The organism is Paenirhizobium naphthalenivorans (assembly GCF_007992095.1).
In the GTDB taxonomy this organism is placed as follows: Bacteria; Pseudomonadota; Alphaproteobacteria; order Rhizobiales; family Rhizobiaceae; genus Allorhizobium; species Allorhizobium naphthalenivorans.
This window is the reverse complement of record NZ_BJZP01000021.1, coordinates 1-12,319: the sequence shown is the minus strand read 5'-3', so window position 1 is coordinate 12,319 and position 12,319 is coordinate 1. Positions and strand designations below refer to the sequence as shown.

Genomic DNA, 12,319 nt, shown 5'->3' with positions numbered 1-12,319 from the left:
GGGCAGGGGCAGCCTGCGGAGACGAACCATGGCAAATGCCGATCGTCCTGACCGTTTCGAACCGCCGGCCCCGCAGCCTCGTCCGGTGCCGCTGTCGAGGCTAGCCATCATCCGAACGGTCCTGCGCAATCCGCTCGAGCTTTGGGGCGTTCCATCCTATACGCTGCCATGGATCGAGACCCGGTTCTTCGGCCGCAGCACCCTGATCGTCAACGATCCTGATCTCATTCGGCGCGTGCTGGTGGAGAATACCGGCAACTACCGGATGGACGAGGTTCGCCAACTGGTGCTGAGACCTATTCTGCGGGATGGCCTGTTAACTGCCGAAGGCGGTGTGTGGAAGCGCTCCCGCAAGGCGATGGCTCCAGTGTTCACCCCGCGCCATGCCCAGGGCTTCGCACGTCAGATGCTGGAAAAGAGCGAGGAGTTCGCCGAGCGCTACGCGACCGAGGCGTCGGTCGGCATGGTGCGCGATATCGCGGTCGACATGACCGAGCTTACCTATCTCATCCTGTCGGAGACGCTGTTTTCCGGTGAGATCGCCACCGATAGCGGTGACATCGCGGGTGATGTCGATGCGCTGCTTGAGACCATGGGCCGGATCGATCCGCTCGATCTGTTGGCGGCGCCGCAGTGGATGCCGCGGCTGAGGCGGATCGGCGGCTATCGCGTGCTGCGCAAGTTTCGCGCGCTGGTGCGCACCACCATGGAGGTGCGCAAGGCGGCGATGACGCGGGATCCGCAGGCGGCACCGCGGGATTTCCTGACCTTGCTGTTGGAAATCGAGGGGCCAAAGGGGCTCACCTCCGCGGAGATCGAGGATAATATCCTGACTTTCGTCGGTGCCGGCCATGAAACGACGGCCCGGGCGCTGAGCTGGGCCCTCTATTGCCTCGCCAAATGCCCGGACATTCGCGAACGTGTGGAAACCGAGATTGACGCGGTCGTGGAAAGCGGCGCCGATCCGGTTGACTGGCTGGAGCGCATGCCGCTGGTTCGCGCTGCCTTCGAAGAGACGCTGAGGCTCTATCCGCCGGCCCCGTCGATCAATCGGCAAGCGGTCGCTGACGACTGCTTTGAAGCCGCGGACGGCACTGTCCTCGATATTCGCAAGGGCACGACGATCCTGATCATGCCTTGGACACTGCACAGGCATGAACTTTACTGGGACGAGCCCAGGGTCTTTGATCCGAGCCGTTTCCTGCCGGAGAATCGCGACCGGATCGACCGCTTTCAGTATCTTCCCTTCGGTGCAGGGCCACGGGTCTGCATAGGTGCGACCTTCGCTCTGCAGGAGGCTGTGATCGCCCTTGCGGTCTTGATGCGGCTCTATCGGTTCGACGTGACCGAGGAAACAAGGCCCTGGCCGGTGCAGAAGCTCACAACCCAGCCGCAGGGTGGTCTACCGATGCGCGTCATGATGCGTCCGGCCAGGCGATAATTTGCCGCTTGTCGGCTGGTGCGACAATCTTTTGCCGTGCGATAATCGCATCCGGCAAAACGCCCAGAACCAGACCGAGGCAGTTCGCGTGACACTCCATTATATGTTGGGCATCGATACCGGCGGCACCTATACCGACGCCGTGCTTTATAGCGAGGAGAAGGGCATCCTCGCCAAGGCCAAGGCGCTGACGACGCGCCATGACCTCGCGATCGGTATCGCCGAGGTGCTCGACAAGGTGATCGCCGCCGCCGGCATCAACAGGGGTTCCATTGGCCTGGTTTCGCTGTCGACCACACTCGCCACCAATGCGCTGGTCGAAGGGCAGGGCGGTCGCGCCGGGCTGGTGATGATCGGTTTCGGTCCGGAGGACCTCAAACGCGACGGGCTTGTCGATGCGCTCGGGTCCGACCCGGTGCTCTTCCTGCCCGGCGGACATGACGTGCACGGCAACGAGACGCCGCTGGAGATCTCGGCGCTCGAGCAAGCCTTGCCGCACCTGGGTGAAACCGTCTCGTCCTTCGCCATTGCCGGCTATTTCGCCGTGCGCAATCCGGCCCATGAAATCCGGGTCCGGGATCTGATCCGCAATCATTGCGCCCTGCCAGTGACGTGCAGTCATGAGTTGTCATCCAGACTCGGCGGCCCGCGTCGGGCGCTAACCACGCTTTTGAACGCCCGGCTGGTGTCGATGATCGACCGTCTGGTCGGAGCTTGCGAGGCATTCCTCGCAAGCCGGGGTATTGAGGCGCCGCTGATGGTCGTGCGCGGTGACGGTGCGCTCATCTCCGCTGCCGAAGCGCGGCTTCGGCCGATCGAAACGATCCTGTCCGGCCCGGCGGCAAGCCTCGTCGGCGCGCGCCACCTGACGGGGCTTGCCAATGCGGTGGTCGCCGACATCGGCGGCACGACCACCGACGTGGCGATCCTCGACGGAGGTCTGCCGAGGCTCGATGCGGAGGGAGCCGTGGTCGGCGGATACCGCACCATGGTCGAGGCAGTGGCCATGCGCACCTATGGGCTGGGTGGGGATTCCGAGGTCAGGATCGACGATCGCGGCCTGCAGGTGCGCATCGAGCTTGGGCCGAGACGGCTGGTGCCGCTCAGCCTCGCGGCGATGCTCCACGGCGACGCCGTGATAGCTAGGTTGGAGCGGCAAGTGCGGGCCGCGCATCCCGGTCGCCAGGACGGGCGATTGGCTGTGCGCACCGGCGTTCCGCACCATCTGGCCACCGGCTTGTCGTCGCAGGAAGCCGCTCTCTTCGCCCGCATTGGGCCGGAGCCCGTGGCGCTCGATCAATTGCTGACCTCGACACCGCAACTGGCGATGATCGACCGTCTGGTGGCACGGGGACTCGTGCACATCTGCGGCCTCACGCCGTCGGACGCCATGCATGTGCTCGACCGGCAGGGGCAGTGGAACAGGCATGCGGCGGAACTCGGCTTGCGCATTGCCGCGCGGCGCAAGGACGGTGCCGGCCAGCCAATCGCCGCTTCGTCTGCTGACCTTGCACAACGGATTGTCGACCGGCTGACACGCCAGTCGGCCGAGATTGTCCTCATGGCCTCGCTTGCGGAAAGTGACCTGGCCGACATCGATCCGGCCCGCTCGCTGCTGATCGATCGGGCGCTGCGACGGCAGGCCGGTATCGTCAATTTTTCCCTGTCGCTCGACCGGCCGCTGATCGGTCTTGGCGCTTCGGCCTCGACTTACTATCCGGCGATCGGCGCCATGTTGGCGTCATCTTGCGAGGTTCCCCGTGACGCCGACGTTGCCAATGCGATCGGCGCGGTCGTCGGCCGCATTCGCGCCACCGTGACTACTTTCGTCACGGCGCCGGAAGAGGGCCTGTTCATGCTCTCGGGTGCCGGCGAGAGCATGCGCTTCGTGCGGGTACAGGAAGCCTTTTCAGCGGCCCGCGCGCGGGCCATGGATGCCGCCCTTGCCCATGCGAGGCAGAACGGCGCGACCGATGCGGTCGCAGTCCTCGTCGAGGAGGTCGATGCGCCGGAAAGCGACGGCAGCCGCAAGCTGATCGAGGCACGCTTCATCGCCACTGCCAGCGGCCGTCCGCGGCTGGCGTCCGCCGTGTAATTTCTTTTTTGGTATAAATCTTTGTAATTTGTGCCCGATTGACAGTGAATGAGAACAGATCATTGTGCGCAACACAGACAGCAGCAGGGATTTGCGAGGAGACATCACCATGAGCCGGATCGAAAGCCACGGACTTTCCATCGATACTGAACTTTATCATTTCCTGGTCGAGAAGGCTTTGCCGGGAACCGGGCAGGACGCGGAGAGCTTCCTCGCGGGTTTCTCTGCCATCGTGCATGATCTTGCGCCGAAGAATCGCGCATTGCTTGCCAAGCGCGACGACATGCAGGCGAAAATTGACGCCTGGTACAAGGCGAATGGCGCGCCGATCGACATGGACGCCTATGAGGCCTTCCTTCGGGAGATCGGCTATCTCCTTCCGGAGGGTGGTGATTTTCAGGTCTCGACATCCAATGTCGACGCCGAGATCGCGGAGATCGCCGGCCCGCAACTGGTCGTTCCGGTCATGAACGCGCGCTACGCGCTGAATGCCGCGAACGCCCGCTGGGGATCGCTTTATGATGCGCTCTACGGAACCGACGCGATCGCCGAAACCGACGGTGCGGAAAAGGGCAAGGGCTACAACCCCGTACGCGGCGCCAAAGTCATCGCCTGGGGGCGCCAGCTACTTGATGATTCTGCGCCGCTCGCCGCCGGCAAGTGGAGCGAAGTGGCTGACCTCGCGATCGACAAGGGCGCACTGTTCGTCACGCTTGCGGGCGGTGGTGTCACGGGCCTCGCCGATCCGACACAGTTCGCCGGCTATCGCGGCGCGGCTGACAAGCCGGAAGCCGTCCTGTTGGAGAAGAACAATCTCCACACCGAGATCGTTATCGATGCGGCGGGCATGATCGGCAAGAGCGATCCGGCCGGCATCAACGACATCTGGCTCGAATCGGCGATCACCACAATCATGGACTGCGAGGATTCGGTCGCTGCCGTCGACGCCGAGGACAAGGTCGTCGTCTATGGCAACTGGCTCGGCCTGATGAAGGGCGACTTGACGGAAGAGGTCTCAAAGGGCGGCAAGACTTTCACCCGCGCGTTGAATCCCGACCGTGTCTACACAAAGCCGGACGGATCGTCGCTGAGCCTGCATGGCCGCTCGTTGATGCTGGTGCGCAACGTCGGCCACCTGATGACCAATCCGGCCATCCTCGACCGCGACGGAAACGAAGTGCCGGAAGGCATCATGGATGCGGCGTTCACCGGTCTGATCGCGCTATTTGACATTGGCCCGAACGGCCGCCGCGCCAATTCTCGCAAGGGTTCGATGTATGTCGTCAAGCCGAAGATGCACGGTCCCGAGGAAGTCGCCTTCGCCTGCGAGATTTTCTCGCGCGTCGAAAATCTGATCGGCATGGCGCCGAACACCATCAAGATGGGCATCATGGACGAGGAGCGCCGCACCACGGTCAACCTCAAGGAATGTATCCGCGCCGCCAAGGATCGTGTCGTCTTCATCAACACCGGCTTCCTCGACCGCACCGGTGACGAGATTCATACGTCGATGGAAGCCGGTCCGATGATCCGCAAGGGCGACATGAAGCAGGCCGCATGGATCGGGGCTTATGAAAACTGGAACGTCGACGTCGGCCTGGAATGTGGCCTTTCCGGGCATGCGCAGATCGGCAAGGGCATGTGGGCCATGCCTGACCTGATGGCCGCCATGCTCGAACAGAAGATCGCCCATCCTAAGGCCGGCGCCAATACCGCCTGGGTGCCGTCGCCGACGGCCGCGACCCTGCATGCGACGCATTATCACCGCGTCAACGTCGCCGAGGTTCAGGAGAGCTTGAAGAGCCGTCCGCGCGCCAATCTGCGCGACATTCTCTCCGTGCCGGTTGCCACCCGGCCGAACTGGACACCGGAAGAGATCCAGCGAGAACTGGACAATAATGCGCAAGGCATTCTCGGCTATGTCGTCCGCTGGGTCGACCAGGGCGTCGGCTGCTCCAAGGTTCCTGACATCAACAACATCGGCCTGATGGAAGACCGCGCCACGTTGCGCATTTCGGCTCAGCACATGGCCAATTGGCTGCACCACGGCGTCGTCAATGAGGCGCAGATCGTCGAGACAATGAAGCGTATGGCCGCTGTGGTCGATGGTCAGAATGCAGGCGATCCTGTGTATCGTCCGATGGCCGGCAATTTCGATGGTTCGATTGCCTTTCAGGCGGCCGTCGAGCTGGTGCTCAAGGGTCGCGAACAGCCGAACGGCTATACCGAGCCGGTCCTGCATCGCCGCCGTCTCGAGCTGAAGGCGAGCCTTAAGGGCTGAGCGGCAGGTAATGGGCCAAAAAAAAGCCGCCGGAGCGTTCCGGCGGCCTTCTCTTGATGTCAATCCCGCGGCAGATTACTGCTGAACGACTACGCGAGCGCTCTTGCCGGGGCGGACGCGGCTGTAGAGATCGATGATGTCCTGGTTCATCAGGCGGATGCAGCCCGACGAGGCGGCGGTCCCGATCGAGGCCCATTCCGGTGTGCCGTGCAGACGGAACAGCGTGTCCTGGCCCTTGTCGTTGAACAAGTAGAGGGCACGTGCGCCGAGCGGATTGCGCAGGCCCGGGCCCATGCCATCCTCGACATATTTGGCGACGTCCGGCTTGCGGACAGCCATTTCCTTCGGGGGATGCCAAGTCGGCCATTCCTGTTTCCAGGCGATATAGGCCTCGCCCTGCCAGGCAAAGCCCTGCTTGCCGACGCCGATGCCATAGCGGACAGCCTTGCCGTTGGGCAGGACGTAATAGAGGAAGCGTTCACGCGTGTTGACAACGATCGTGCCGGCACGCTCTTTCGTCTGGTAGGAAACGATCTGGCGGTGGAACTTCGGGTTGACCTTATTGATCGGGATCGCCGGCAATGCATAGCCAGCGTCCGTAACGCTGCCATAGGAATCGGTGAAGATCTTGGCGGTCGTGGCTTCGACCTTTTCGGTCGAGGTGCCGGACGCGGTATCGGACGTGGTCGTGCAACCAGTGAGGCCGATCGTCGCGACGAGGCCGAACACAGTCAATGCATTGCGGAGGCGCATGGGAAACTCGTTCATTTGGGCTGGGAGATGGTTATCGTGACCATCTTTGATTATGGTTTATTTTTGATTAAAAGCGCCTTTGCAAGTAGCGGATCTCCGCCCGATGGCTTCGGCGCTGCAAAATGACTCCGCATGGCTTTTTTGCAACATGCGGATCTGCTTTCCTGGACCTGATTCATGACGATTCTTTCTATCGCCGTAAACAATCCGTTAATCGATGGCCGGCAGTCCGAGCGGGCTATGCTTGTGCGCCGTGGTGTGCAGGTCCTGCTTAAGGACATGCGGCTCGCCGTATTGCCCGAGCTGGCGCTCGCCAACGGCCGTCGCGCTGATCTGGTGGGTCTGTCGGAGAAGGGCGAGATCTGGATCATCGAGATCAAGTCCTCGATCGAGGACTTCCGCGTCGATCGCAAATGGCCCGACTACCGTGCCTATTGCGACCGGCTGTTCTTCGCCACCCATCCCGAGGTACCGCTCGACATCTTCCCTGAGGATTGTGGTCTGCTGCTGTCTGACGGCTACGGCGCTCATCTATTGCGCGAGGCGCCGGAACACAAGTTGGCGCCGGCAACCAGAAAGGCGGTTACACTCAATTTCTCGCGCACGGCCGCCCAACGACTGATGGCGGCGGAATGGGCGGCGCATACGCCGCCGCGCGACTGACCCTATTTCGGTGCGCGCTTGGCGAGAATGCGTTGCAGGGTCCTGCGGTGCATATTGAGCCGACGGGCGGTTTCGGAAACATTGCGATCGCAGCTCTCGAAAACGCGCTGGATATGCTCCCACCGAACCCGGTCGGCCGACATGGGGTTTTCAGGCACTTCTGCCTTCTCGCCCGGACGCTGGGTGAGCGCGAGGAAGATTTCGTCGGCGTCGGCGGGCTTTGCCAGATAGTCGAGCGCACCGAGCTTCACAGCGGTAACGGCGGTGGCGATATTGCCGTAGCCGGTAAGGACGACGATATGCGTATCGTCGCGATGCTGGCGGATCACCTCGATCACATCAAGGCCATTGCCATCACCAAGCCGCAGATCGATTACCGCATACTTCGGCGGCGCCGACTTGGCCTTGGCTATGCCCTCGGCGACCGACGCAGCCATTTCAACGGCAAAGCCACGGGACTCCATGGCACGAGCCAGGCGACGCAGAAAGGGCGCATCATCGTCAACGATCAACAGGGTCGGGTTGGGACCCAGCGCGTTTTCGCCGCTCATCGGCGAGGGATCAGAGTTTGCGTTTTCTGTCATGACTAAGCATTCCTGCGGGAAATCTCGAGCGTCAGTCTGTGGTTATGGCCAGTAATGCCATGCCGGTAAAGTCATTTCGCCATATTTCAGGCTTCCATCCGATGCCTGGGCCAGACGACCTCGACCCGGGCGCCCGGTTGATCCGGAGCCCTGTTTTCGAAGCGGAGCCGCGCGCCGGAGCGTTCGAGCAAGGTCTTGGCGATGAACAGGCCAAGCCCAAGTCCGCCGGCCTTGTCATCCCGCTGGCGATTGGTCACATAGGGTTCGCCGATCCTTTGCAGCACATCCGGCGAGTAGCCTTCGCCATCGTCCTCGATCATGATCGACACCTTCGATGCGTCATGTTCGACGGTGACGGTGACCTTCTCGCGGGCGAAGTCGACGGCGTTCTCGATAAGATTGCCGAGGCCGTAGAGAATGCCGGCATTGCGGATGCCGACCGGCTCCTGGCTGCGATCCGATTTCTCGATGAGATCGATCTTGATGCCGAACTCGCGATGCGGCGCCAGAACATCCTCGATCAGCGAGGAGAGTGGCAGCCGGCGCATATGCTCCTCGCTCTCGGATGGCAGCGTCGCGATCCTTTTGAGAATGTCGCGGCACCGCTCGCTTTGGCTCCGCAGCAATTGCACGTCCTCGCCGAAACGCTCGTCCTGGCCGAGTTCACGCTCCATCTCCTTGGCGACCAGGCTGATGGTGGCAAGGGGCGTTCCCAGTTCGTGGGCGGCGGCGGCTGCAAGTCCGTCGAGCTGGGAGAGGTGCTTTTCTTTCTGAAGCACCAGTTCTGTTGCCGACAGCGCATCGGCGAGAAGGGCTGCCTCCTGCGAGACGCGATAGGCATAAAACGCCGCAAAGGCCATCATCGAGGTGATCGCAAACCAAACGCCGACCTGCATCACCGGCTGAAGGGTTGGGGCACCGCCTTGATACCAGGGAAGCGGGTAGGGCGAGAGCGGCAAGGCCGAGATCAGCAGCATGGCGAGAGCGAACAGCGCCATCGCATGACGTAGCGGCTGTGAGGCAAACGAGATGATGACAGGCACACAGATCAGCGGGACGAACGGGTTGGCCAGTCCGCCGGTAATGAACAGCAGGGCGCCGAGTTGAAAGAGGTCCAGGGCGAGCACTGCGAAGGCGGCGAGTGGTTCAAGCCTATAGGTCGACGGAAAGCGCACGGATAGCAGGAAATTGGCCGCCGCCAAAGCGCCGATCAAAACCGCGCAGGCCAAAAGCGGCAGTGGAAAGTGCAGGGCGAAAGCGACAACCAGCACGGTGGTGCCCTGTCCTGCGACGGCCAGCCAGCGCAGCCAGACCAGCGTCTGCAGACGCAGTCTGCGGCTCGACGGACCGAATTGCAGTGCGGTGTCGGGAGTGGTCATGCGTCTGGGCCTCCTTGCTTCTCTCGGCGTCAGGTTCCGCGTGGCTTGGCGCGGCTGGTCGGCATGGCGTCGGCCGGATTATCCGGCCAGGGGTGTTTGGGATAGCGGCCGCGCATGTCGGCGCGCACGTCTTTCCATGACCCTGCCCAGAAACCGGGCAGGTCGCGCGTGGTCTGGATCGGCCGGTGGGCCGGTGAGGTCAATTCCAAAACGAGCGGCAATTTTCCCCCGCCGACGGCGGGATGCGTTTTAAGCCCGAACAATTCCTGGACGCGGATCGACAATATGGGTTCCGCACCGTCATATCGAATAGGGTGGTTCTGCCCCGTCGGCGCGGTGAAATGAGTCGGCGCCAGCCGGTCGAGTTCGCGCTGCAACCCATGGGGAAGCAAACCAACAATTCCATCGAACAGCGTGCCGGGAGCTATATCGTCAAACCCGCGCGCACTCGTCTGATAGGGGATGAACCAGTCATCAAGCGTGTCGAGGAGGGCTTCATCCGACACGTCGGGCCATGGTTCGCCGATCGTGCGGTGGAGGAAGCCGATACGCTGGCGCAATTGTCCGGCTGCCTTGGAGAAGGGAAGAGCACTAACCCCGAGCTGGCGCACACCTTCGGCCAGCGCTGCGGCTGCGTCGGGGCCTGTCGGGCGGGCCAGCGGCGTCTCGTCCAGCACGATGGCGCCGAGCCGGGTCACCCGGCGCGCCCGAACCTGCCGGCTTGCCGCATCGAAAAAGCACTCTTCGCCGCGCTGGACGGCATCTGGAAGAACAGACTCGATCATCGATCTTTCGACTTCGGCGGCCGCAAGGACCCGACCTTGAGCTGCCCGGCCGGTCAGATCGGCGATCACCAGCATGTCGGCGCCCGCCAGCCGCTCTGTCTCGGGAATCTCGGCGCCGCGGCCATTGGCCATGACGAATCGCCCGCGCCCGCCGCGCCTGAGTGCGATCCTGTCGGGATAGGCGTAAAGCAGGAGCTCGCCTGCTGGCACAGGGTTTTCCGGCCCCTTTATCGCTCCGGCGCTGGTCGCCAGCCGTTCAGCGAGACTACGTGCCGCCTTGGCACGCTCGCCGCCCTCTTGGCGGAAGCGACGCAACCGATCCTCTATATCTGTGCCGGTGCCGCCGAGCCCCTGTTCCGTCAGCAGCACGGCAAGTTCGGCCGCTTGGCGGCCCGCGCCTGCTTGGCACGCTGAAAGTACCATGGCGGCAAGTCGCACTGGCAGGCCGAGATCACGGATCCTGCGGCCGGAGGCGGTGATCGCGCCCGCAGGCTCCAGCGCACCCAGCAGTCGCAGCAGGGCCCTGGCCTCGTTCCAAGCGGGAGCCGGAGGCGGATCGATGAAGGAGAGGCCGCACCGGTCGAGAACGCCCCAATGCGCCATGTCGAGCACGAGATTGGAGAGGTCGGCCGAAAGGATTTCCGGCGGAGTGAAGGCGGGGAGAGCAGCCGTCTGCCCGGGATGCCAAAGACGGATGGCGATGCCGGGCGCGGTTCGACCAGCTCGGCCAGCGCGCTGGTCCGCCGAGGCCCGCGATGCGCGAACGGTCTCCAGCCGGGTAATGCCGGTGGAGGCTTCATAGACCGGCAGACGCTGAAGCCCGCTGTCTATTACCACGCGCACGCCGTCGATCGTGATCGAGGTTTCGGCGATCGAGGTGGCGAGGACGATCTTGCGGCAGCCCTCCGGCGCTGGCCGGATCGCCGCGTCCTGTTCCCTTTGGCCAAGGTTGCCATAGAGCGGAGCGACCAGCGTGCTGTCGTCGAACCGGCCCGCAAGCCGCTCGGCCACCCGGCGGATTTCTGCCTGTCCGGGCAGGAAGGCAAGGATCGATCCGCTTTCGTGGCGATGCGCGTCGAGGATCGCTGCCGTCACCGTGTCCTCGATCCGTTCACCGCCGGGCCGGTCGCGGTGGCGGATTTCGACCGGGTAGCTCCGGCCCTCGCTTATGATCACCGGCGCATCATCGAGAATGGCGGCGATTCGCTCGATGTCCAGCGTCGCGGACATGACCAGGATGCGCAGGTCCGGCCGGAGCGCCGATTGCGCATCGAGCGCCAGCGCCAGACCGAAATCGGCGTCGAGTGAACGCTCGTGGAATTCGTCGAACAGAACCGCGGTAATGCCGGAAAGCTCCGGATCCTCCAGGATCATCCGGGCAAACACGCCCTCGGTCACCACTTCGATGCGGGTCTTGGCCGAGACCCGGTTGTCGAGCCGCATGCGATAGCCGACGGTCGCGCCGACCGGCTCTCGCAGCAGGCTCGCCATTCGCGCCGCAGCGGCGCGCGCCGCCAGCCGCCGCGGTTCGAGCAGAATGATCCGCCCATCGCCGCGCCAGGGCTGGTCGAGCAGATGAAGCGGCACGATCGTCGTCTTGCCGGCGCCGGGCGGCGCCGACAGGATCGCCCGGTTGGCCTCCTGGAGTGCAGCGCTAAGGGCCGGCAGGCTGTTGCTGACCGGCAAGTGGGGCAGATCGGGTGACATTACGTGTCCTGGTGGGTGAAGGGCTCCATCACGGTCTCGTAGGCGAGGATCGCTCCGGCCAGATCTTCTAGTGCGGCCCCGACCGATTTGAACAGGGTGATTTCTGCTTCGCTTGAACGGCCCTTGTGGCGACCGGCGGCGAGATCGAAGAGATCGGCTTTAATGTCGGCCTCGCGGATGACGCCGGCTTTCAGCGGCTGAACGATGTCGCCCGCCTCGCTAAACGCCCCGTCGCGCGTGTCGACAAAGATCGTCGCGCGGCGCACCGCTTCATCGTCGCTTTCCCGCATGTTCGGCTTGAACGCACCGATCAGGTCAAGATGGGCGCCGGGTTTCAGCCAGGCGCCGTGGATCAGTGGTTCGCTCGACAGCGTCGCGCAGGAAATGATGTCCGCTTGGCGTGCGCACGCCTCGAGATCAGTGCAGGCAATCGCGTCAAAGCCCAGCGCGCGCGCTTCCTCCGCCGTCTTCTCGGCATTGGCGGGATTGCGGCCCCAGATGGAGACGCGCTTGATCGGCCGGACGCTCGCGTGCGCCTGGATCAGGTTGAGGGAGAGACGGCCGGTGCCGACGACCAGAAGCTCGGACGCGCCGGGACGAGCGAGATACTTGGCGGCAAGCGCCGAAGTCG

Annotated in this window: 8 protein-coding genes and 1 pseudogene; 4 read left to right on the top strand and 5 right to left on the bottom strand. The window is 63.4% G+C overall.

Annotated features, from left to right (window positions below; translation table 11 throughout):
- Positions 1–28 precede the first annotated feature (28 nt).
- The 3 genes from RNA01_RS17390 to RNA01_RS17380 all read left to right on the top strand — a co-directional run bounded on the left by RNA01_RS17390 (position 29) and on the right by RNA01_RS17380 (position 5,817).
- On the top strand, positions 29–1,441 hold the full coding sequence (locus tag RNA01_RS17390) for a cytochrome P450 (protein WP_147181482.1): 1,413 nt from the start codon (positions 29–31) through the stop codon (positions 1,439–1,441).
- Positions 1,442–1,529: 88 nt separating this feature from the next.
- Positions 1,530–3,536 (top strand): hydantoinase/oxoprolinase N-terminal domain-containing protein, encoded by a 2,007-nt coding sequence (locus tag RNA01_RS17385; protein WP_147181481.1) that lies wholly within the window; start codon positions 1,530–1,532, stop codon positions 3,534–3,536.
- A gap of 109 nt (positions 3,537–3,645) precedes the next feature.
- Positions 3,646–5,817, top strand: a complete 2,172-nt coding sequence (locus RNA01_RS17380; RefSeq protein WP_147181480.1) for a malate synthase G — start codon at positions 3,646–3,648, stop codon at positions 5,815–5,817.
- A 75-nt stretch (positions 5,818–5,892) separates the two neighbouring features.
- On the opposite strand, the gene RNA01_RS17375 is transcribed toward RNA01_RS17380, so the two are convergent.
- Positions 5,893–6,570, bottom strand: coding sequence for a L,D-transpeptidase (locus RNA01_RS17375; RefSeq protein WP_147181479.1), 678 nt, complete (start codon positions 6,568–6,570; stop codon positions 5,893–5,895).
- Between the two features lie 177 nt (positions 6,571–6,747).
- Between RNA01_RS17375 and RNA01_RS17370 the strand changes: the two genes are divergently transcribed.
- On the top strand, positions 6,748–7,233 hold the full coding sequence (locus tag RNA01_RS17370) for an MmcB family DNA repair protein (protein WP_147181478.1): 486 nt from the start codon (positions 6,748–6,750) through the stop codon (positions 7,231–7,233).
- A gap of 2 nt (positions 7,234–7,235) precedes the next feature.
- Here the strand turns inward: RNA01_RS17370 and RNA01_RS17365 are convergent, their stop codons facing one another.
- The 4 genes and pseudogenes from RNA01_RS17365 to RNA01_RS17350 form a co-directional block, all read right to left on the bottom strand.
- A complete protein-coding gene (locus tag RNA01_RS17365) occupies positions 7,236–7,817 on the bottom strand; it encodes an ActR/PrrA/RegA family redox response regulator transcription factor (RefSeq protein ID WP_147181477.1) in 582 nt (193 codons plus the stop codon).
- Positions 7,818–7,903: 86 nt separating this feature from the next.
- A complete protein-coding gene (locus RNA01_RS17360) occupies positions 7,904–9,196 on the bottom strand; it encodes an ActS/PrrB/RegB family redox-sensitive histidine kinase (protein ID WP_147181476.1) in 1,293 nt (430 codons plus the stop codon).
- 29 nt (positions 9,197–9,225) lie between these two features.
- Positions 9,226–11,688, bottom strand: coding sequence for an ATP-dependent helicase HrpB (gene hrpB / locus RNA01_RS17355; protein ID WP_147181475.1), 2,463 nt, complete (start codon positions 11,686–11,688; stop codon positions 9,226–9,228).
- Positions 11,688–12,319 (bottom strand): annotated as a pseudogene (locus tag RNA01_RS17350) (bifunctional Delta(1)-pyrroline-2-carboxylate/Delta(1)-piperideine-2-carboxylate reductase); the annotation flags it as partial. The pseudogene RNA01_RS17350 and the gene hrpB, both read right to left, overlap by 1 nt.